Source organism: Rhizobium mulingense (assembly GCF_029194105.1).
Taxonomy (GTDB): domain Bacteria; phylum Pseudomonadota; class Alphaproteobacteria; order Rhizobiales; family Rhizobiaceae; genus Rhizobium; species Rhizobium mulingense.
This window is the reverse complement of sequence record NZ_JARFVE010000011.1, coordinates 218365-239434: the sequence shown is the minus strand read 5'-3', so window position 1 is coordinate 239434 and position 21070 is coordinate 218365. Positions and strand designations below refer to the sequence as shown.

Annotated in this window: 18 protein-coding genes; 17 read left to right on the top strand and 1 reads right to left on the bottom strand. The window is 61.7% G+C overall.

The genetic code is table 11. The features are described 5' to 3' along the window. The first annotated feature begins 9 nt into the window (after window positions 1–9). The 10 genes from ehuR to doeB all read left to right on the top strand — a co-directional run bounded on the left by ehuR (window position 10) and on the right by doeB (window position 9608). Window positions 10–1395 carry a MocR-like ectoine utilization transcription factor EhuR gene (ehuR, locus tag PYR71_RS23480; protein WP_275621033.1) on the top strand — a complete coding sequence of 462 codons (1386 nt, stop codon included), beginning with the start codon at window positions 10–12 and terminating at the stop codon, window positions 1393–1395. Window positions 1396–1517: 122 nt separating this feature from the next. Then, complete coding sequence (ehuA, locus tag PYR71_RS23475; protein WP_020919732.1) at window positions 1518–2303, top strand: ectoine/hydroxyectoine ABC transporter ATP-binding protein EhuA; 786 nt, start codon at window positions 1518–1520, stop codon at window positions 2301–2303. Between the two features lie 60 nt (window positions 2304–2363). Further along, complete coding sequence (gene ehuB / locus PYR71_RS23470) at window positions 2364–3212, top strand: ectoine/hydroxyectoine ABC transporter substrate-binding protein EhuB (protein WP_183934651.1); 849 nt, start codon at window positions 2364–2366, stop codon at window positions 3210–3212. 76 nt (window positions 3213–3288) lie between these two features. After that, complete coding sequence (gene ehuC / locus PYR71_RS23465) at window positions 3289–3948, top strand: ectoine/hydroxyectoine ABC transporter permease subunit EhuC (protein ID WP_183934650.1); 660 nt, start codon at window positions 3289–3291, stop codon at window positions 3946–3948. Window positions 3949–3952: 4 nt separating this feature from the next. Continuing rightward, a complete protein-coding gene (gene ehuD / locus PYR71_RS23460) occupies window positions 3953–4612 on the top strand; it encodes an ectoine/hydroxyectoine ABC transporter permease subunit EhuD (RefSeq protein ID WP_275621032.1) in 660 nt (219 codons plus the stop codon). A 1-nt stretch (window position 4613) separates the two neighbouring features. Beyond that, complete coding sequence (eutA, locus tag PYR71_RS23455; protein WP_183934648.1) at window positions 4614–5393, top strand: ectoine utilization protein EutA; 780 nt, start codon at window positions 4614–4616, stop codon at window positions 5391–5393. A 4-nt stretch (window positions 5394–5397) separates the two neighbouring features. Next, complete coding sequence (gene eutB, locus PYR71_RS23450; protein ID WP_275621031.1) at window positions 5398–6399, top strand: hydroxyectoine utilization dehydratase EutB; 1002 nt, start codon at window positions 5398–5400, stop codon at window positions 6397–6399. After that, a complete protein-coding gene (eutC, locus tag PYR71_RS23445; RefSeq protein WP_275621030.1) occupies window positions 6396–7379 on the top strand; it encodes an ectoine utilization protein EutC in 984 nt (327 codons plus the stop codon). Before eutB ends, eutC begins: the two co-directional genes overlap by 4 nt. Before the next feature lie 32 nt (window positions 7380–7411). Then, complete coding sequence (gene doeA, locus PYR71_RS23440; RefSeq protein WP_275621029.1) at window positions 7412–8593, top strand: ectoine hydrolase DoeA; 1182 nt, start codon at window positions 7412–7414, stop codon at window positions 8591–8593. A gap of 7 nt (window positions 8594–8600) precedes the next feature. Continuing rightward, on the top strand, window positions 8601–9608 hold the full coding sequence (doeB, locus tag PYR71_RS23435) for a N(2)-acetyl-L-2,4-diaminobutanoate deacetylase DoeB (RefSeq protein ID WP_275621028.1): 1008 nt from the start codon (window positions 8601–8603) through the stop codon (window positions 9606–9608). Between the two features lie 41 nt (window positions 9609–9649). Here doeB and PYR71_RS23430 read toward each other — a convergent pair whose 3' ends face one another. Then, window positions 9650–11467, bottom strand: a complete 1818-nt coding sequence (locus PYR71_RS23430) for a methyl-accepting chemotaxis protein (RefSeq protein ID WP_275621027.1) — start codon at window positions 11465–11467, stop codon at window positions 9650–9652. A 589-nt stretch (window positions 11468–12056) separates the two neighbouring features. Between PYR71_RS23430 and PYR71_RS23425 the strand changes: the two genes are divergently transcribed. From PYR71_RS23425 to PYR71_RS23390, 7 genes are all read left to right on the top strand, one after another. Continuing rightward, entirely contained in the window at window positions 12057–15161 is a 3105-nt protein-coding gene (locus tag PYR71_RS23425) for an autotransporter family protein (RefSeq protein ID WP_275621026.1), read from the top strand. Window positions 15162–15662: 501 nt separating this feature from the next. Continuing rightward, window positions 15663–16310: a TetR/AcrR family transcriptional regulator gene (locus tag PYR71_RS23415; protein WP_275621025.1), complete on the top strand. Its 648-nt coding sequence runs from the start codon at window positions 15663–15665 to the stop codon at window positions 16308–16310. Window positions 16311–17047: 737 nt separating this feature from the next. After that, the gene (locus PYR71_RS23410) at window positions 17048–17887 is read left to right on the top strand and encodes a transporter substrate-binding protein (RefSeq protein ID WP_275621024.1); all 840 of its coding nucleotides are present in this window, start codon (window positions 17048–17050) and stop codon (window positions 17885–17887) included. A 162-nt stretch (window positions 17888–18049) separates the two neighbouring features. Beyond that, a complete protein-coding gene (locus tag PYR71_RS23405; RefSeq protein ID WP_275621023.1) occupies window positions 18050–18712 on the top strand; it encodes an amino acid ABC transporter permease in 663 nt (220 codons plus the stop codon). 5 nt (window positions 18713–18717) lie between these two features. Next, window positions 18718–19377, top strand: a complete 660-nt coding sequence (locus PYR71_RS23400) for an amino acid ABC transporter permease (protein ID WP_183934639.1) — start codon at window positions 18718–18720, stop codon at window positions 19375–19377. Between the two features lie 11 nt (window positions 19378–19388). Beyond that, on the top strand, window positions 19389–20159 hold the full coding sequence (locus PYR71_RS23395) for an amino acid ABC transporter ATP-binding protein (protein WP_183934638.1): 771 nt from the start codon (window positions 19389–19391) through the stop codon (window positions 20157–20159). Between the two features lie 157 nt (window positions 20160–20316). Next, window positions 20317–21066, top strand: a complete 750-nt coding sequence (locus tag PYR71_RS23390; RefSeq protein WP_275621022.1) for a GntR family transcriptional regulator — start codon at window positions 20317–20319, stop codon at window positions 21064–21066. Window positions 21067–21070 lie beyond the last annotated feature (4 nt).

Here is a 21070-nt window from a genome sequence, read left to right as displayed (position 1 = left end):
GTTGAAATCATGACAAATTGGCGCCCTGATCCCTCGCAACTCCGTCGGCCTGCCTATCTCTCGCTCGCCGAGCAGATCGCCAATGCGATCACCGACGGCAAGCTCTCTGACGGCACGCAATTGCCGCCGCATCGCAAGCTGGCGGATGATTTGCATCTTTCCGTGCAGACGGTGAGCCGTGCCTATGACGAGCTGAGCCGCCGGGGGCTGATATCGGGTGAGATCGGACGCGGCAGCTTCGTGCAGACGCGGCCGCGCGAGCCGGAGCCGCCTTATCTGCCGGAACGACTGGGGGAGGTAATCGATCTTTCGATCCTGAAACCGGTGTGCGAGCAGATCCATCTGGAAAGACTGCGCCAAGCCTTTGGCTGGCTCTCCGAGAATCTGCCGTCCAGCTCGGCCCTGTCGTTCCGGCCGAATATGGTTTTTCCCCGCCATCGCGTCGTTGCCACGGAATGGCTGGCGCGCTGCGGGCTCGACGTATCGCCGCTGAACGTCAGCCTGACGAATGGTGCGACCTCGGGCATGACGGTAGCGCTGATGAGTGTCGCCCCGCCCGGTTCGACCATTGCCACCGAGGCGATCAGCCATCATACGCTGGTGCCGCTCTGCGGCTATCTCGGCCTGCACCTCGAAGGGTTGGCAATCGACGAGGAGGGGATGATTCCCGAAGCGCTGGACGAGGCCTGTCGAACGGGGCCGATCCGGGCGATTTTCCTGCAGCCGTCGGTGATCAATCCGATGGCGGCGCTGATGAGCGCGGAGCGCCGGCGGGCGCTAGCCGCCGTCGCCGCCAAGCATGACATAGCGATCATCGAAAACGATATTCTCGGGCCGATGATCGAGGACCGGGCGCCGCCGATGGCGGCCGTTGCGCCGGAGCGCACGCTTTACGTCACGAGCTTTACGAAGATTACCGTTCCCGGCCTCAGGATCGGCTACCTTGTCGCGCCCGACCGCTATGTTGCCGCCGTCGCCAACCGGCATCTCGTCTCCAGCTGGATGGCGACGCCTGCCATGGCCGAGATCGCTAGTCGCTGGGTCAGCGATGGCACGGCGATGGAACTCGTCAACTGGCAGCGCCGCGCCCTTGTCGGACGCCATGCGATCGCGGCGGAGATGCTGGCCGGCCTGTCCTATCGAACGCACCCGCAAAGCCTGCATGTATGGCTGCCGCTGTCCGGCAGCCATACGGAGGATGGTTTCGTGTCGCAGGCAAGGCTGCGCGGCGTGGCGATTGCGCCGGGCAAATCCTTCCACACCACCGATCATGGCTGGACGCCAGCGGTGCGCATATCGCTCGGCTCGACGACGGAAGGCGAACTGCGAACCGGACTTGGGATTGTCGCCTCGCTGGCGCAGGGAAATCCGGAAGAGCTGCTGCTCGCGATTTGACGCCAGCGCTGCATTTGTCGGCAGGCGCAGAATAATTGTCATGATATTATTTTACGAATTGACATGATTTTCGTGGGCCGTCATCGTTAGGTTATTGCTTGTCTCAACAAGGAGAGACATGAATGCCTGCGCCCATCATCCGCATCGACAACATCGTTAAGAGATACGGTCCGCTGACAGTGCTCGACGGTCTGTCGATGAATGTTATGCCGGGCGAGAAGCTGGCGCTGATCGGGCCTTCAGGCTCCGGCAAGACGACGATCCTGCGCATCCTGATGACGCTGGAGACGATCAGCGGCGGCCATATCGAGGTCGACGGCGAGCAGCTCTACCACATGCCTGGTGGCAGCGGGCTGGTGGCGGCCGATGAGCGGCACCTGCATCGCATGCGGGAAAAGATCGGCATGGTCTTCCAGCACTTCAACCTGTTCCCGCATAAATGCGTCCTCGATAACGTGACGCTGGCGCCGATGCTGACCAAGGGAATCAAGCGGCCGCAAGCCGAGAAGCGGGCGATGGAGCTTCTCGATATGGTCGGCCTAGCCGACAAGGCGAAAAGTGTGCCGGCGCAGCTTTCCGGCGGGCAGAAGCAGCGCGTCGCCATTGCCAGGGCGCTGGCGCTGTCGCCGAAGATCATGCTGTTCGACGAGGTGACCTCGGCACTCGACCCGGAGCTGGTCGAGGAGGTGCTGAACGTCATGCGGAAGCTCGCTTCCGAGACCGATATGACGATGCTTCTCGTCACCCACGAAATGGGCTTTGCCCACGACTTTGCCGACCGCGTGCTGTTCTTCGATCGCGGCAGGATCGTCGAGGAAGGCAGGCCCGGCGACATCTTCCGCAATCCGACGCAGGAAAGGACGCAGACCTTCCTGCGCAAGATCATCGCGGCTGGGCACCGCGTCTGACCTCAGACATTGCCCGCAAAGAACAAAACGCAAAGAGAAAAGCCAGAGGAGTTGGGAACGATGAAAGCAGGATATGTTTTGAGCGCCGTCAGCCTGTCGGTGCTTCTGGTTACGGCGGCCGCTTCGGTATCCGCCGCCGATGACAAGCTCGAACAGCTGAAGGAACAGGGTTTTGCCCGCATCGCCATCGCCAACGAGCCGCCATTCACCGCCGTCGGCGCCGATGGCAAGGTTTCGGGCGCCGCCCCCGATGTGGCGCGCGTGATCTTCGAAAAGCTCGGCGTCAAGGAAGTGGTCGCCTCGATCTCGGAATACGGCGCGATGATCCCCGGCCTGCAGGCCGGCCGCCATGACGCGATTACGGCGGGCCTCTTCATGAAACCCGAACGCTGCAATGCCGTCGCCTATTCCGAACCGATCCTGTGCGACGCTGAAGCCTTTGCCCTCAAGAAGGGCAACCCGCTGAAGCTGAACAGCTACAAGGATATCGCCGACAACCCGAACGCCAAGATCGGCGCGCCGGGCGGCGGCACGGAAGAGAAGCTGGCGCTGGAAGCCGGCGTGCCGCGTGACCGCGTTATCGTGGTTCCGGACGGGCAGAGCGGCATCAAGATGCTGCAGGACGGCCGCATCGACGTCTATTCGCTGCCGGTCCTGTCGATCCACGACCTGTTGACCAAGGCGAACGATCCAAACCTCGAAACCGTCGCGCCCGTCGTCAATGCGCCGGTCTATTGCGACGGCGCCGCCTTCCGCAAGCAGGACGTTGCGCTTCGCGATGCCTTCGACGTCGAGCTGAAGAAGCTGAAGGAATCGGGCGAATTCGCCAAGATAATCGAACCTTACGGCTTCTCGGCCAAGGCGGCGATGTCGACGAGCCGCGAAAAGCTCTGCGCCGCAGCCAAGTGACCTGATGTAAGCAGCCGGCCATGCTCCCGCCATGGCCGGTTGCCCTTCGCACCATCTCCAGAGAAGTGAGCTACCGATGTCGGTGTGGTCCGGCTATCTGACACTGATCCTTCAAGGCGCCTTGGTGACGCTCGAACTGACGATCATGGGCTCGGCGCTGGCGCTCGTCATGGCTTTCCTGGCCGGCCTCGGCCGCCTGTCGCGTTTTTTTGCCGTCCGGGCTCTGGCGACCGCCTATATCGAATTCTTTCGCGGCACCTCAATCTTCGTCCAGCTCTTCTGGGTCTATTTCGTCCTGCCCTTCGCGGGATTGACCTTGACGCCGCTGCAGGCGGGCGTGCTGGCGCTCGGCCTGAATGTCGGCGCCTATGGCGCGGAGGTGGTGCGTGGCGCCGTCAAGGCGGTCGGGCGCGAACAGTCGGAAGCCTGCATCGCGCTCAACCTCTCGCGATACCAGCGCATGCGCCATGTCATCTTGCCGCAGGCGTTGCCGCTGATGCTGCCGACCTTCTGCAACAATGCGATCGAGCTTTTGAAGGGTACGGCCGTGGTGTCGCTGATCTCGCTGACGGACATGACGTTTCAGGCGCAGGTGGTGCGGGCGCAGACCGGCAATACGCTGGTGCCCTTCGCGACGATCCTCATTCTATATTTTTTCATGGCCCTCGCGATTTCGACGGCAATGCGCTGGCTCGAGCGGCGGATGGCGCGTGGCGTCGACGGCATAAGGGCCTGACCGGATGGAATGGGATTGGGACTTCGTCTGGCAGATCATGCCGACCCTTCTCGAGGGGTTCAAGATCACTATTCTAGCCACCATCCTCGGCGCCGCGGTCGCGATGGTGGTCGGGCTGGCGCTTGCCATTGCGCGGCGATCCCCGGTCGCCGCCGTCTCACGCACGGTCGGTTTCGTCCCCGAATTCATTCGCGGTACGCCGCTGCTGGTGCAGCTCTATTTCATCTTCTATGTGCTGCCGGATATCGGCATTCGGCTGTCGCCGCTAACCGCCGGCGTCATCGGCATGGGGATTCACTACGCGACCTATACCGCCGAGGTCTATCGCGCCGGCATCGAGAACGTCTCGCGCGGACAATGGGAGGCGGCCAGGGCTACCAATCTGACGACGCGCCAGACCTGGATTCACGTGGTCCTGCCGCAAGCCATTCCGCCGATGATCCCGGCGCTCGCCAATTATTTCATTGCTATGTTCAAGGAAACGCCGCTGCTTTCGGCGATCACTGTGCTCGAGCTGATGAACCAGGCCAAGAGCATCGCCAACAGCAACTATCGCTACATCGAACCGATGACGCTCGTTGGCGCCTTCTTCCTCGTCATCAGCCTGATCTCGGTCGTAGGCTTGCGCTGGCTTGAGGAGCGTTACGCCAGGATGGATGACTGACATGACCTCTGGAATCGAAATCATCCCCGCCGGCCGGCGGCCACGGCTGGATGACCGGCCGCTCGAAAAGCGCATCGGCCTCGTCATTCTGGCGACTGATCACACGAGCGAAGTCGACTTCCGGCGCATGGTCGCCAGCGACCGCATCGGCGTCTATGTCAGCCGCATCCATTATGCCAATCCGGTCACGCCGGAAAACCTTCTGAAAATGCAGCCGTCTTTGACGGAAGGCGCCGGGCTGATCCTGCCGGATGAGGCGCTGGATGCGATCATGTATTCCTGCACCTCCGCCTCGGTCGTCATTGGCGACCGCAATATCGAAGCGGCGATCCACGCTGCTAAGCCGGGCGCTTCAGTGGTGACGCCGACGGCGGCGGCGATGAAGGGCCTGAAGGCGCTCGGCGCCCGCCGGATTTCGGTGCTGACGCCTTATACGATCGAGACCAGTCGGCCGATGGCGGATTATTTCGCAGCTCTCGGCTTTGCGATCGACCGCTTCACCTGCCTCGGCCTGAGCGACGATCGCGAGATGGCTCGGATTGCGCCGGATGAGATCGCCGTCTTCGCGCGTGAGGCGCTGGCGCCGCGGTCCGACGCGCTATTCATCTCCTGCACGGCTCTGCGCGCCGCACAGGTCGCCGCCCGCATCGAAGGCGAGACCGGCAAGCCGGTGGTGACCAGCAATCTCGCAACCGCCTGGGCCTGCCTGAGGCTTTGCGGCGAAGATCGGGTGCGGCCCGAGTTCGGCCGGCTGATGACCATGCCCTATGGGGAAGGCTGAGATCATGGTGAGCACCTTGCCGGTTTCGCTGGAGGATATTCGCGCAGCGGCGCGGCGGATCGCCGGCCGGGTCGTCGAAACACCGATGGTGCTGTCGGCATCGCTTGCCGAGATTGCCGGCGTTCCGGTCTGGCTGAAGCTCGAACATCATCAGACGACGGGCAGCTTCAAGCTACGCGGGGCGACCAATGCGGTGTTGTCATTGTCACCGGCAGAACGCGCACGCGGCGTCGTCGCCGCCTCGACCGGAAATCACGGCCGGGCGCTTGCCCACGCCGCGAAGGCGCAAGGCGCAGTCGCGACGATCTGCATGTCGCGGCTGGTGCCGGAGAACAAGGTTGCGGAAATCCGCCGTCTCGGCGCCGATGTGCGCATCGTCGGCCGATCGCAGGACGAGGCGCAGCAGGAAGTCGACCGGCTGGTGCGGGAGGAGGGGCTGATGATGATCCCGCCTTTCGACCATCCTGACGTCGTCGCCGGGCAGGGAACGCTCGGGCTCGAAATCGCCGACGCCTTGCCTGAGCTGACAACGGTGCTGGTGCCGCTTTCGGGCGGCGGCCTTGCGGCGGGCGTCGCCGCCGCGGTCAAGGGCGTCAATCCCAAAACGAAGGTGATCGGCCTGTCGATGGAACGGGGCGCGGCGATGAAGGCGAGCCTCGATGCCGGAGGGCCGGTGCAGGTCGAGGAGATGAGGAGCCTCGCCGACTCGCTCGGCGGCGGCATCGGCCTCGACAATCGCGTGACCTTCGCCATGTGCCGCGAACTTCTCGACGGCGTCGTCCTGCTGACAGAGACGGAGATCGCCGCCGGCATGCGCCATGCCTATGCCTGCGAGGGCGAGGTCGTCGAGGGGGCGGGCGCAGTCGGCATCGCAGCGCTGCTGGCCGGAAAGATCCGCACCGGCGGCCCGGTCGTTGCGATCCTTTCGGGTCGGAATGTCGACATGGAACAGCACCGCCGCGTGATCAATGGCGAGGATGTGGCGTTCGCGGAGGATACTGCATGATTATTCTGACGGAAGCGGAATTGCGAGAGATCGTCGGGCTCGATCCAGACGCGGTCGCTTGCGTCGAGCAGGCCTTCGCCGCGCTTGCGACGAAGGCGGTCGCCATGCCGCCGATCCTGCGACTCGACATTCCGGAGTATCGGGGCGAGGTCGATGTGAAGACCGCCTACATTCCCGGCATCGAGGGTTTCGCGATCAAGATCAGCCCCGGCTTCTTCGACAATCCAAAAATCGGTCTGCCGAGCACCAACGGCATGATGGTGCTGCTGTCGAGCCGGACCGGCCTGGTGCAGGCGCTGCTTCTCGACAACGGCTATCTCACCGACGTGCGCACCGCCGCGGCCGGCGCCGTCGCGGCAAAACATCTGTCGCGGCAATATTCCAGCGTGGCGGCAATCTTCGGCGCCGGCATGCAGGCGCGGCTGCAGCTGGAAGCGCTGACGCTAGTGCGGCCGATCCGTGACGCCAGGATATGGGCGCGGGATGCGACCAAGGCTAAGGGCGTGGCTGCGGAACTGGCGGCAAGGCTCGGCTTTCCCGTCAACGCGATATCCGACCCGCGGGAAGCAATGTCCGGCGCCGATATCGTGGTGACCACCACGCCCGCGGAAAAACCGATTATTGGAGCCGGCTGGCTCGGACCCGGGCAGCATCTGACGGCCATGGGATCGGATGCCGAGCACAAGAACGAGATCGATCCCGCGGCCATCGCCGGCGCCGGCCTCTATGTCGCCGACAGCCTGAAGCAGACGCGCCGGCTGGGTGAGCTTCACCATGCGATCGAAGCGGGCCTCGTCGAAAGGGATGCCGATTTCGCCGAACTCGGCCGGATCGTCGCCGGGCGAATGCCGGGCAGGACGGGCGACGAGCAGATCACCATCGCCGACCTCACGGGAACCGGCATTCAGGACACCGCCATCGCCACGCTCGCTTTTGCCCGAGCCGGCGCGGCGAATGCCGGCACCACATTCGAAAGCTGACCGGCGCGGCGCCGGACAAGAAGGGAAGAGATATGACCCAGCCCCATCTGAAGTTCTCGCTCGGCGAATATGCCGAGCGCCTGGAAAAGACACGGCGTGCCATGGAGGCGAAGGGCGTCGATCTGCTTATTGTCAGCGATCCCTCGAATATGGCCTGGCTGACCGGCTATGACGGCTGGTCCTTCTACGTGCATCAGGCGGTGATCGTGCCGCCGCAGGGCGAGCCGATCTGGTTCGGCCGCGGCCAGGACGCCAACGGCGCCAAGCTCACCGCCTATCTCAGCCACGACAACATCGTCGGCTATCCCGATCACTACGTGCAGTCGACTGAGCGCCACCCGATGGATTACCTCTCCGGCATCCTGACGGAACGCGGCTTCGGCAAGCTGACGATCGGCGTCGAAATGGACAATTACTGGTTCTCCGCCGCAGCCTTCGCCGCGCTGCAGAAGCATCTGCCGAATGCGCGTTTCACCGATGCGACCGCGCTGGTCAACTGGCAGCGCGCGGTCAAGAGCGAGACCGAGATCAAGTACATGCGCAATGCCGCCCGCATCGTCGAAGCCATGCATGCCCGCATCTTCGACAAGATCGAAGTCGGCATGCGCAAGTGCGATCTGGTGGCGGAAATCTATGACGCCGGCACGCGCGGCGTCGACGGCATCGGCGGCGACTATCCGGCCATCGTGCCGCTGCTGCCGTCCGGCGTCGAAGCATCCGCTCCGCATCTGACCTGGGATGATCGGCCGCTGAAGAAGGGGGAGGGCACCTTCTTCGAGATTGCCGGCTGCTACAACCGCTATCATCTGCCGCTGTCGCGCACCGTCTTCCTCGGCAAGCCGACGCAGGCCTTTCTCGACGCCGAAAAAGCGACGTTGGAAGGTATGGAAGCCGGTCTTGCGGTCGCCAGACCCGGCAATAGCTGCGAGGATATCGCCAATGCCTTCTTCGCGGTGCTGAAGAAATACGGGATCGTCAAGGATAACCGTACGGGTTACCCGATCGGGCTTTCCTATCCGCCGGACTGGGGCGAGCGCACCATGAGCCTGCGGCCGGGCGATCGGACGGAGTTGAAGCCCGGCATGACCTTCCATTTCATGACCGGCCTCTGGCTCGAGGACATGGGGTTCGAAACGACGGAGAGCATCCTCATCACCGAGAGCGGTGTCGAGTGCCTCGCCAACGTGCCGCGCAAACTGATGGTGAAGGATTGAGGCTGTCATGACAGAGACCCGTTTGCGGCCGTCGCCGATCAGCGCGACGGTGGATTTCGCCGCCGAGGGCGTCCAGCACGGTTTTCTCAGGCTGCCCTACAGCCGCGACGATTCCGCCTGGGGATCGGTGATGATCCCGATAACGGTCGTCAGGAACGGCAAGGGGCCGACGGCGCTTCTGACCGGCGGCAATCACGGCGACGAGTATGAGGGACCGATCGCGCTCTTCGATCTCGCCCGCTCGCTGAAGCCTGAGGAGGTGAGCGGCGCCGTCATCATCGTGCCGGCAATGAATTATCCGGCATTCCTGGCGGGCACCAGGACGTCGCCGATCGACAAGGGCAACATGAACCGCAGTTTCCCCGGCCGGCCGGACGGCGCGGTGACCGAGAAGATCGCCGACTATTTCAGCCGTGTGCTTCTGCCGATGGCGGATATCGTCCTCGACTTCCACTCCGGCGGCAAGACGCTCGATTTTCTCCCGTTCTGCGCAGCGCACATCCTGCCGAACAAACAACAGGAGGCGCAGGCTTTCGATTTCGTGACAGCCTTTGCCGCACCCTATTCGATGAAGATGCTGGAGATCGATGCGGTCGGCATGTATGACACGGCGGCTGAAGAAATGGGCAAGATCTTCATCACGACCGAGCTCGGCGGTGGAGGTACCGCCACGGCCAGAAGTGCGGCGATCGCCAAACGTGGCACCATGAACGTGCTGCGACATGCCGGTATCGTCGCCGGCGCCGTCGATACCGAGCCAACGACCTGGCTGGATATGCCGGATGGCCGCTGTTTCTCTTTCGCTGAACAGGGCGGTTTGATCGAGCCCGCCATCGATCTCGGTGAAGCGGTCGCCAAGGACGCCGTCATCGCTCGCATCTATCCGACGGGCAGGACGGGTGAGGCGCCGCGCGAGATCCGTGCCGCCATGGACGGTATTCTCTGTGCGCGGCATTTCCCGGGGCTGGTCAAATCAGGCGATTGCGTTGGGGTCGTGGCGATTGTGACGAACTGAACGGCGACTGGCGTGTGGTGAACGTCACCTTCCGATCAACATCAAGCTGCCTTCCGCGCTCTTGACCCAGCAGTTGCCGCATCGGTCTGGAAACGACCGACAATCCCTTCCAGCGTCTGCGTCTGGCCGCCGAGCGCACGGCAGGCTGAGACCGTTTCCGCGGCCATGGCGGCGTTGCGCTGCGTGACCTCATCGAGCGCATTGACGGAAGCATTGATTTCCCCGATCGCCACCGTCTGCTCGGAGGAAACCGAAACGATGCGGGCGATCAGGTCGGCGACCTGCTCGACCTGGCCTTCGATTTCCATAAGCGCCTTGCCAGTGCGGTTGACGAGCTCCACGCCGGTGGAAACCTGAGACGATGACGTGGAAATCAGAGATCTGATCTCCTTGGCGGCATTGGCCGAACGGAGGGCGAGCTCACGTACTTCCTGCGCTACAACGGCGAAGCCTTTGCCCGCTTCGCCTGCGCGGGCGGCTTCCACACCGGCGTTGAGCGCCAGAAGGTTGGTCTGGAAGGCTATCTCGTCGATGACGTTGACGATCTCACCGATCTGGGCGGACGAAGCTTCGATCTTCTGCATGGCAGCGATCGCATCGCGAACGATGGCAGCCGAATGTTCGGCGCTGCTGCGCGTCTCGGCCATCATGCCGGTCGCCTTGCCGGCATGGTTCGAAGCATCCTTGGCCTTGGCGTTCATTTCGCCGAGCGCGCTCGTAGCCTCTTCAAGCATCGCTGCCTGCTGTTCGGTACGCAATGCAAGGCTGTCGGCGGCATTCGTGATGCCGGCGGAGGAGCTGCCGACCTGCCTGGAGGTCTGGGCGACCTCGGCCATTGAGGCCGAAAGCGCGTTCATGCTGTCGTTGAACTTGGCGCGCAAGCTCTCGTAGGTGGCGGCAAAGGGTGTCGTGAGGCGGCAATCGAGATTGCCGTGCGACAGCTGATCTAGGCCGTATGTCAACTCGTCAATAACCGTTTCGCGTGTCCGCTCCTCGGCCGCCTTCTCGGCCATCTGGCTGCGCTCGCGCTCGAATTCGGCATCGCGAAGGACCGCTTCGCGCTTCTGCGCGTCTTGACGTTCCAAGGCGTTGCGGCGGAAGACCGCGACGGCCTTGGACATGGCGCCGATCTCGTCGGAACGGTTCGCATAGGGAACTTCGGTCGAAAAATCGCCCTCGGCCAGATTGCCCATATAGGCCTTCATGCCGTCGAGCGGCACGATTGCCCGGCGGCGCAGGAGATAGAGCCCGACCAGCAGCAGAGCGAAGGAGCCGAAGCCGGCAGCTCCCGCATAGATCGTCCAGGTCACGATTTCAGAAGCTGCGTTCTTTTCCTCGCCCTTCAGGAAAGCGTCGGAATTCGCGACGAGCTTCTCCACAGCATCCTGGTGCGTATGGAAGGCGACGCGCAATTGCTCGATCGCGCCGTGCGCCTTATCTTCGTCCTTTGCTTTCAGCGCCGGGATGATCTCGCGGTTCATCACCTCCCAGAATGCATCGCCCTTGGTCAGCACATCGCTTTCAAGCTCATCCTTCAAAGCCTGCGGCAGCCTGGTGGTTTTCCAATAGGCGCGACGGTCGTCGTAAGCGGCTTTCAGATTGGCGATCTTCGCCAGATTGGTTTCGGTGAGCTCGGGGAATTTGCTCGCCTCGAAGGAGAGCATGTAGGATTCGACCACGAAGAGCGGAGGCGGCAATATATCGGCGATGAGATCCTTGCCGTAGACCACCTGCTCGTAAACCGGGCCGTTGACCTTCAGCCTTTCAAGCGCCGATTGCTGCAATCCAATCGACATGAAAAGGCCGGCTGAAACGGCGATGCCAAAGGCCACCAGACTGCGCGCAATGGTAAATGCCAAGACTGTCTCCAAATAACTTTTGACTTCTCTTCTTCGAGATGCCTGATCTACGTATGCCATTATTTCGCGAGAACACTGAAATATGGTTAAAACTCTTGTCGAATTGTTCACGATTGGAACGAATGCCGCTGTGGCGCCGCCCTAGTGGCTTTTACGCAACAATACGTTGAATTTTGCGCCTGGTAATCGCCTAGTCTGGTGCCGGCGGCAGAGTTGTGATTTACACTTATGCTGTTATTTCTCTCCCGTGAATGATCAGAAAAGTCTTTTTTATCAAATGCTTAAATATGAGCCGGCTTGCGATGCACTCGAACTGTGATGTGCCTGGCAACTGCAAGCAAGATCGCGTGAAACGGGAGCCTGTGCCGACGCGACGGCATTGTTCACCGGTGATGGACGAGGCGCCGCTTCGGAAGACGATCGCCGCCGCAGATGCGAATACTCCCGTCTCAGCGCCCACGCATCCATGAGCACCCCCAGAAGACCTCGATACGGATGACCGGCCGCAGTCTTGTCGCGCCCGTCTTGCCGTCGGGCATTGGTGCCGAATGCAATTGAACATAAGGATCGAGGGAATATCATGTTGCCGATGAGCGCCGCCGTCCGCCGGAAAAGGGCCGAGAGCTGGAACGCAATTTCTCGTGCCGCGCTTTCTTCCACATCGTTGGTCGCCCTGGCGGCAATGCTAGCGTCCATGCCGCACAGCGCTGACGCCGCCAACGAATGCGGCGCGCCGGTCGGTGGCGTGGTCACTTGCTCTGGCAGCAGTTATCCTTCGCCTGGCATCAGCTACAATGTGAACGGCATAACCGTGGTACTCAATAACTCCAACCTGGTTGCTCGAAAGACGACCGCGGGTCTGGGCGCAGTCTACGTCGTGGGCGGCGGAATCAACGTCAACGACATTGTTATCAATGCCCTCCTGTTTCAGTCAGTCCAGGCGACCGCATCTCTGACGAACGGCCTATTTGCCGTGAACAACGGGACCGCCGGCAATTCCATCATCCGGATGGACGCCGGTAGCGTGACGACGGCAAGCACCGGCGCCGGCACAGGCGCGCTTAACGCGCAAATCAACAACAGCCTCGGTACTGGCAATGCCGTGATCACTCTCAATGGCGGACAGGTCACCAATACCGGTGTGGGGGGGCATGGCGTAAGTGCCCTGAATGCGGGCACTGGCAATGCTGCCGTCACGATGAATGGCGGCGCGGTCAGTACCAACACCGGCGTCGGCCTGCGCGCGATTGTCAGCAACACCACCTCTTTCGGCACCGCCAGCGTCGCCATCAGCGGCGCATCGGTGATGACGACTTCCGGCACGGGCGTATTGAGCCAGTCGGAGCGGGGTAACGCCGGCATCACCATGACGGCCGGCAATGTCACGGTCCAGGGCGGCGCCAATCCCGCCCTGACAGCGGTGGTCAACAACGCCGCCGGCACTGGCACGGCCAGCATCGCCATGAGCGGAGGCACTGTGACGAACAACGGCAGCGGCGACGGCATATTCGCCAACAACAAGGGCACAGGAACTTACAACATCAGCGTCACAGGCGGCACGGTGACCGGCGGCTCCGGCACGGGCGCCGCCATCCATGCGGCCGCTGCTTCGGGCGGCACGATCGCCATCGGCTCCGACGCTGTCGTCAATGCCGGAGCCTCGGGCATCGCCGTCAGCCAAACTGGCGGCGCGGCCACCATTACCACGGCTGGCACTGTAACCGGCGACATCAACCTGAGCAGTGCCGCCAATACCCTTTCTTTCACGGGCGGCACCATCGACGGCAACATCAGCGGCGGGGGCAATACGGCGCTGAGCTTTGATTTGGGCACCGGCAGCTTCACCTACGACGCCGCCTACGCGATCAGCGGAATGGGCAGCGTCGCCATGAATTCGGGGTCGGCCGAAATCGGCGGCAGCCTTGCCACCAACACGCTTGCCGTCAACGGCGGCAGTCTCATCCTCAACGGCGCCGCGTCGGTGTCGAGCGGCACGACAATCTCGGCCGGCACTCTGCAGCTCGGTAACGGCGGCAGCTCCGGCTCGATCACGGGCGACGTGACTAACAACGGCACGCTCGCCTTCAACCGATCGGACGCCTATATCTTTGATGGCATCATTTCCGGCTCGGGTGCTATCCGGCAAATCGGCTCCGGTCTGACAAGGCTCACCGGCGACAGCTCAGGGTTCACAGGAACGACCTCGGTGGAAGCCGGTACACTTTCGGTCAACGGCAACGTGTGCGGCGACATGAACGTGCTTTCCGGCGGTCGGTTGCAGGGCGTCGGCACGGTGTGCGACACCGATAATGCCGGCATCATCGCCCCCGGCAACTCGATCGGCACGCTGACGGTGAGCGGCAACTATGTCGGCAATGGCGGCACGCTGGAGATCGAAACGGTGCTGGGGAACGATGCCTCGGCCACGGACCGGCTGGTGGTGACCGGCAATGCGTCGGGCAGCACCAACGTCAAGGTCGTCAATGTCGGCGGCGGCGGCGCGCAGACCATCGAAGGCATCAAGATCGTCGACGTCGGCGGGACCTCGAACGGCACGTTTTCGCTGCTGGGCGACTACGTCTTCCAGGGCGACCAGGCGGTCGTCGCAGGAGCCTATGCCTATCGGCTCTACAAGAACGGGGTCGGCACGCCCAGCGATGGCGACTGGTATCTGCGGTCGACCCTGATCAATGGCTCGGGTGCGGGTGCATCGCCGCTTTATGCGCCGGGCGTGCCGCTCTATGAGTCCTATGCGGGTGTCCTGCAGAGCTTCAACCAGTTGGGCACTCTCCAGCAGCGCACCGGCAGCCGCTCCTGGACGGCCGGCGACGGCAACGTTGACGAGAATACGAGTCCGCTGGGCATCTGGGGACGGATTGAGACTGCGCACAGCCATCTGGAGCCGGGGACATCGACGACCAGCACCGACTACGATTCGAACATCTGGAAGCTTGAGACGGGCGCGGACGGGGCGTTGGCTGAAAGCGCGGCCGGCGCCCTGATTGGCGGGTTCAGCGTTCACTATGGGACGGCTTCCGCAGACGTATCCTCTCTGTGCGGTACCGGCGACATCGACGCCACCGGCTACGGGCTTGGCGGCACCATGACCTGGTACGGCAATAGCGGCCTCTACCTCGACGCTCAGGGGCAGCTGACCTGGTATGACAGCGATCTTCATTCCGACGACCTGAGCAGAACGCTGACAAAGGGCAACGACGGCTTCGGCTATGCAGTGAGCATCGAAGCCGGGCAGAAGATCAGTCTTGGCACCCAATGGTCGCTGACGCCGCAGGCCCAGCTTTCCTACTCGTCCGTGCGATTCGAAGACTTCACCGATCCCTATGGTGCCGCTGTATCGCTTGGCGACGGCGACACTCTGCTCGGCCGCCTTGGACTTTCCGTCGATTATGAGAACGAATGGAAGGATGCCAAGGGACGGGCGAGCCGCGCAAGTGGCTACGGAATCGCCAATCTCTACTATGATTTCCTCGACGGATCCGATGTCGACGTCTCGGGGACGAGATTTGTGAGCGAGAACCGAGCGCTGTGGGGCGGACTGGGCTTGGGCGGCTCCTACAACTGGTCGGATGAGCGCTATTCCATCAACGGTGAAGCATTCGCGCGCACCAGCCTCCAGGACTTTGGCGACAGCTACTCGATCGGCGGCAAGGTGAGTTTCAATGTGAAGTGGTGAGGGTACTGACTGTTCATAAAGGCAACGCCGATGAACTAAAGCCCTCCACCTCTTTGACGTGCGAGTGCCCCATAGACCTGTCATCCCTCATCTGCTTCAGCCTTATAAGACGCAATTCCGAACTGGAGCCGATTGATCGGAAGAACGGCTTAACGCCAAATCGATATCAACTCCGACAAAGTTTATCCGGGCTGCTGGAGATGTCTTCGTCGAGCTTCCCGCTCGTGGTTGATTTTTTTGCCGAAACTGTACTACAGGATTGAATGCCTTGGGATGCGGATGTCGAGCTCTTGCTATAGGAATAGGAGGAGACTGACGCGGCGGCTGAAAAGGTCGGCATAAGCGCTCCATCGCCAGACATTGGGTGCAAACGCATTACAGAACCATTTAGTTCTCTCCGTCGAATTTACTGATGCCGCAACCGGAAAAATCATCCCTCAGAAATAGCAGGCTGCTTTTCAGGATCGATGGCATGCGCTTCGGCAAAGCGGTGTGATCGTCATGGATATTGCCGACGAGCGCGCAGAGGAGCCGCGCAGACGCGGGCGGCCGAAAGTCTCTAGCGACGAAGACAAGCGGACGCATATCGTTGAAGTCGCCCGCCGCGTTTTCGTAAAATATGGCTATGCCGGAAGCACGACCGCAGTCGTCGCCTCGGAGGCGGGTGTTTCCAAGCAGACGCTCTACAAGCTGTTTCAGAGCAAGGAAGAGCTGCTCGCCGCCGTGGTCGGCGCACATCGGCGCCTGATGCTCGACCTACCCAGACCCGCTGAAGATATCCCGATCGCCGAGAGCCTCGAACGTATATTCATGATCGATATGGACGAGGACCTAGATGCGGAACGCGCCGGTTTCCTGCAGCTCGTCTTTCGCGAAGCGGCGCAATTTCCCGAGCTTATCGACATTCTCCAGCGCGAAGGCATACTCGCCAGCCGGCAGCATCTCGCCGACTGGCTGAGCGATCGCCGGGCGGAAGGCAGGCTGTCGCTGGATGATCCGGAGAGCGGCGCCCGCATGCTGATGGATATGATCTTTGGCGGCATGGGCCCACCGGAAGGCCGCGTGCAAGCCTGGCCCGACCGGAGGCTGATGCTTGCTCATCTTCACCGCTGCATCGCGATCTTCGCCGTCGGCATCGGGGCCGCTTAGACCGGAAAGCGGCGCAGCAACTAAATCGAGCCACTGGTCTCGACCGTACTCTGTATTTCGACTTCCAATTCCTGATTGGATTATTGATAGAACCATATGATTCGATTTGGCCATATGCAGCTGGCCCCCGCCTGTTTTCAGCAAAGACCAGAAGCTTCAACCGCTGCTGCCGACAAGCTTTCGCGCGGCGTTGCCCTGCTGGAGCAATTCCAGCCAAAGTGCGTCGCGGTTGCACATCCGGAATTGCGGCTTCACCACCGATACGCTGCTTGCCGTGGCAACTGAAAGGCAGCGAAATGCGCCGACTGCACTTGCGGTGGCCTGAAGAACACTCACCAGCCTCCGCTTTCGCTGAAGTCGGGGTGCAGGGCCGTTCCAACAACTTGTAAGGATCCGAACATTGGCGACAGGTTGTCCTGCTCCGCCATCGTCAATGCGGGGTTGCGTTGCGATCTTTGCGGACTTGAAAGCCACCTGCCGGCCCAGAGCGTGCAGGTCGAATATTCACTTGAGCCGCTCTGATCTCACTTCCGTGTCTGCCGAGGAGGGGGCAGTGCGGCGATTCGCACATAAGTCGTCGCTGTGCGGCGCTGCCGGATCGCCACGCACATAACTGCGCGTTTTTCGCCACGGCCCATTGACAATTCATCCCCAATGGCACTTGATACATCATTCCAGTAAAACAGACATACGTCCATTATATTGGAATAAGAGAAACCAATCACAAGGGGAACGCCATGACCATTTCCTTTCGCGCTGGCCTGATGTCGCTGGCCCTCGCCGCCTTGGTGTCGACGCCTGTGCTCGCCGAGGGCAGCAAGCTCGATGAAGTGCTGGCTCGTGGCCATCTCGTCCTCGGAACCGGCAGCACCAACGCGCCCTGGCATTTTAAGAGCGCCGACGACAAGCTTCAGGGTTTCGACGTCGACATGGGCCATATTATTGCCAAGGCGCTGTTCGGCGATCCTGAGAAGATCGAATATGTGAACCAGTCTTCGGACGCTCGCATTCCGAACATCACTACCGATAAGGTCGACATCACCTGCCAGTTCATGACTGTTACGGGCGAACGCGCCCAGCAGGTCGCCTTCACGATTCCCTATTATCGTGAGGGCGTCGGCCTGATGCTCAAGGCGGACGGAAAATATAGCGACTATGCCGCCCTGAAGGCTGCCGGCTCCTCGGTCACCATCTCGGTTCTCCAGAACGTTTATGCCGAAGCTATGGTGCACGCGGCATTGCCGGAGGCGACCGTCGACCAATACGAATCCGTCGACCTGATCTATCAGGCGCTGGAGTCGGGGCGTGCTGATGCCGCTGCCACGGATCAGTCGTCGCTCGCCTGGTACATGACGCAGAACCCGGGCCGCTACAAGGATGCCGGCTACGGCTGGAATCCACAGACCTATGCCTGCGCCGTCAAGCGCGGTGATCAGGACTGGCTGAACTTCGTCAACACCGCTCTTCACGAAGCGATGACCGGTGTCGAGTTCGACTTCTACGCCAAATCCTTCAAGACCTGGTTCGGCAAGGATCTGGCGCCGCCGCAGATCGGCTTCCCCGTCGAATACAAGTGACCGCGATACGGGGCGGGAGCTTGCTCCCCGCTCCGCTGGAATAGGATGATCTTGGTCCAGATCGGGCTAAGATCTAACTCCACTTCTGAATCGAATGGTTGGAGCATGACGTCTTCCGGGCCGCTCGGATTCGGCGGCATGCTCCGGTCTGAAAGGACCCGTATGGGTTACACACTGAATTTCGCAGCCGTCTGGCGCAATTTCGACTTTCTCTTGAGCGGACTTGCCCTCAGCCTCGGCCTTGCCGTGATCTCGATCCTGATCGGGGCCGCAATCGGTCTTGTCGTGGCTTTCGCGCTGACGTCGAGGAGCCGCTTCGCGCTCGTGCCGGCGCGCGTCTATGTCACTGTCATTCGCAACCTGCCAATTCTCGTCCTGGTGCTTTTCGCCTTTTTCGCGCTGCCGCAGATGGGCTTGCGCCTCGACAAGATGAAAAGCTTCGTGCTGGTTCTTTCGCTCTATTCCGGCGCCTATCTCGCCGAGGTGTTCCGCGCCGGACTGCTGTCGATCCCGAGAGGATTGACGGAAGCCGGCCTCGCCATCGGCCTGACGGCAATGCAGATCCGCAGCTCGATCATCGCACCGCTGATGCTGCGCAACGTGCTGCCATCGCTCTCCTCGACGATCATCTCGCTCTTCAAGGACACCTCGCTCGCCGCCGCCATCGCCGTGCCCGAGCTGACCTTTGCCGCCCGCAAGATCAATGTCGAGAGCTTCCGCGTCATTGAAACATGGATGGTTACATCAGCCCTCTATGTCGCGACCTGTTTCATCATCGCCGCCTTGATGCGCCTCGTCGAGCGCCGTCTGGCCCTGCCGAGATAGTCCCGATGTCTCACGCTTTCCTCGAACAACTCTGGATCGCCCGCTACGTCATCATGAACGGCATTGCGATGACGGTGTCGATTTCGCTGCTGGCCATTCTCGCAGGTTCCGTCCTCGGCGTTTTCGTCGGGCTGGCGCTCGTCTATGGCGGCATGATTTTACGCCTCCTCGTACGCGCCTATACGGATATCATCCGCGGCACGCCGGTGCTCGTGCTCGTGCTGGCAAGCTATTATGTCTCCGCCGCGGTCGGTCTCGATCTGGGGCCGTTTTCCGCCGGCGTGCTCGCTCTTGCGATCTTCTGTTCTTCCCATGTCGGCGAAATCGTACGCGGAGCGCTTCAGGCGATCCCGAAGGGGCAGACGGAAGCCGCCAAGGCGATCGGCCTGACCTTTACCCAGACCTTCACCTCGGTGCTGTGGCCGCAGGCCATGCGCCAGTGCCTGCCGGCCTGGGTGAATACGGCGGCCGAGATGGTGAAGGCTTCGACGCTGCTCTCCGTCATCGGCGTCGCCGAGCTTCTCCTGCGCACGCAGGAGATCATTTCCCGCAATTTCATGAGCCTCCAGTTCTATTTTCTGGCCGGCGGTCTCTATTTCATCGTCAACTACGGCATCGAGCACTTCGGCAAATATGTCGAGCGCAAGACCGCCCTGCCGTCCTGAGGAGCCTACCGATGGCCAAGACCATTCTCGACATCAAGGGTCTGCGCAAGACTTACGGCATCCATGAGGTTCTCAAGGGCGTCGATTGCGCCGTGCAGGAAGGCGAGGTCATCTCCATCATCGGCTCCTCCGGCTCCGGCAAGACCACCTTGTTGCGATGCGTCAACATGCTCGAGGAATTCCAGGGCGGCACGATCAGCCTCGACGGAGAGGAGATCGGCTATCACGTCGACGGCGCGACCCGGCGGCGCAAGAGCGAGAAGGAGATCGCGCGCCAGCGTGCGCTGACCGGCATGGCTTTTCAGCAGTTCAATCTCTTCCCGCATATGAGTGCCGCCGAAAACGTCATGCTCGGGCTCGTCAAGGTGAAGAAGATGACGAAGCCGGAAGCCCGCATCATCGCGGAAAAATGGCTCGACCGGGTCGGCCTCGCTGCCCGCGCCAATCATTATCCCGGTCAGCTCTCCGGCGGCCAGCAGCAGCGCGTCGCGATCGCCCGCGCCATCGCCATGTCGCCGCGGCTGATGCTGTTCGACGAGGTGACCTCGGCGCTCGACCCGGAACTGGTGGGCGAGGTGCTGCAGGTGATCAAGGGGCTTGCCGCCGACGGCATGACCATGCTGCTCGTCACCCATGAGATGCGTTTCGCTTACGAGGTTTCGTCCCGCGTCATCTTCATGAACCAGGGCGTCATCTGCGAGGAGGGCGATCCGAAGGAAATGTTCGTACGTCCGAGGACCGAACGGTTGGCCGAATTTCTCAAAACCTCGAGCTTCAACTAAGACGGGGCGAAGCGTGCGGCAGGTCGGCGACGGGGCCGCGCTCGCTTAAATTACGTTCAGTCTGCATTCCCGGCAGGCATATTTTCCGCAAAGCATCCGAGGCGTGCCGAAAATCCTAAGCACAGGATTTTGGCATGCGCTTTGCTTTCTGTCTTGTATGCAAGATAGCCACACATCCGAGACCAACCAGAAGTCCATCGAGGCGACGATCGTCTCCGGCATCCTGTCCGCTAAGATCAGGCCCGGTACGCGGCTTGGCGAAAACCAGCTGGCGGCACTCTTTGGCGTGTCCCGAACCCGCGTCCGTGAAGCCATGATGCGCCTGGAGACGCGCGGCATCGTGCATGTCAGCCCCCGGCGGGGCTGGTTTGTCGTCGAGCCGTCCGCCGAAGAAGCGATCGCGGTTTATGAGGCAAGGCGCATCGTCGAGGCCGGTTTGCTGCGCAGCATGCGCAAGTTGACGGAGGAGGGGCGCAAGGCTCTCGACGCGCATCTGAACGAGGAACGAAATGCGATGGCGGCGGGCGACCGCCAGCGCCTGACCTATCTGATGGGCGATTTCCATATCCGCGTCGCGGAACTGAGCGGCAACGCCATCATCGTCGATATCCTGCGCGACCTGACCGCGAGGACAATCCTCATTTCGATGCTCTATCAATCCGAATTTCATGCAGCACAGTCCCACGAGGGGCGCTGCCGCATTTTCGAGGCAATGCAGGCAGGCGATTTCGGCAGAGCTGCGGCGCTTGCCGTCGAACATCTTGATGAAGTCGAAATGGGCCTCGACCTCACGGCGCGCCCGGATCCGCTTTCGGATCTGCGCAATTCCCTGTCGCTTCCGCTAAAGGCCGCGTCCGCCGTCTCCCGACAGTCAGACTTAAAAACCACAACCTCAAAGGAGCAATGAATAC

Coding starts and splice junctions, on each gene's coding strand:
- ehuR (WP_275621033.1), top strand. CDS start 10: ATGACAAATTGGCGCCCTGATCCCTCGCAACTCCGTCGGCCTGCCTAT.
- PYR71_RS23405 (WP_275621023.1), top strand. CDS start 18,050: ATGGGTTACACACTGAATTTCGCAGCCGTCTGGCGCAATTTCGACTTT.
- PYR71_RS23425 (WP_275621026.1), top strand. CDS start 12,057: ATGAGCGCCGCCGTCCGCCGGAAAAGGGCCGAGAGCTGGAACGCAATT.
- eutC (WP_275621030.1), top strand. CDS start 6,396: ATGATTATTCTGACGGAAGCGGAATTGCGAGAGATCGTCGGGCTCGAT.
- PYR71_RS23390 (WP_275621022.1), top strand. CDS start 20,317: ATGCAAGATAGCCACACATCCGAGACCAACCAGAAGTCCATCGAGGCG.
- doeA (WP_275621029.1), top strand. CDS start 7,412: ATGACCCAGCCCCATCTGAAGTTCTCGCTCGGCGAATATGCCGAGCGC.
- PYR71_RS23410 (WP_275621024.1), top strand. CDS start 17,048: ATGACCATTTCCTTTCGCGCTGGCCTGATGTCGCTGGCCCTCGCCGCC.
- doeB (WP_275621028.1), top strand. CDS start 8,601: ATGACAGAGACCCGTTTGCGGCCGTCGCCGATCAGCGCGACGGTGGAT.
- ehuB (WP_183934651.1), top strand. CDS start 2,364: ATGAAAGCAGGATATGTTTTGAGCGCCGTCAGCCTGTCGGTGCTTCTG.
- eutA (WP_183934648.1), top strand. CDS start 4,614: ATGACCTCTGGAATCGAAATCATCCCCGCCGGCCGGCGGCCACGGCTG.
- PYR71_RS23415 (WP_275621025.1), top strand. CDS start 15,663: ATGGATATTGCCGACGAGCGCGCAGAGGAGCCGCGCAGACGCGGGCGG.
- PYR71_RS23395 (WP_183934638.1), top strand. CDS start 19,389: ATGGCCAAGACCATTCTCGACATCAAGGGTCTGCGCAAGACTTACGGC.
- PYR71_RS23400 (WP_183934639.1), top strand. CDS start 18,718: ATGTCTCACGCTTTCCTCGAACAACTCTGGATCGCCCGCTACGTCATC.
- eutB (WP_275621031.1), top strand. CDS start 5,398: ATGGTGAGCACCTTGCCGGTTTCGCTGGAGGATATTCGCGCAGCGGCG.
- ehuD (WP_275621032.1), top strand. CDS start 3,953: ATGGAATGGGATTGGGACTTCGTCTGGCAGATCATGCCGACCCTTCTC.
- ehuC (WP_183934650.1), top strand. CDS start 3,289: ATGTCGGTGTGGTCCGGCTATCTGACACTGATCCTTCAAGGCGCCTTG.
- ehuA (WP_020919732.1), top strand. CDS start 1,518: ATGCCTGCGCCCATCATCCGCATCGACAACATCGTTAAGAGATACGGT.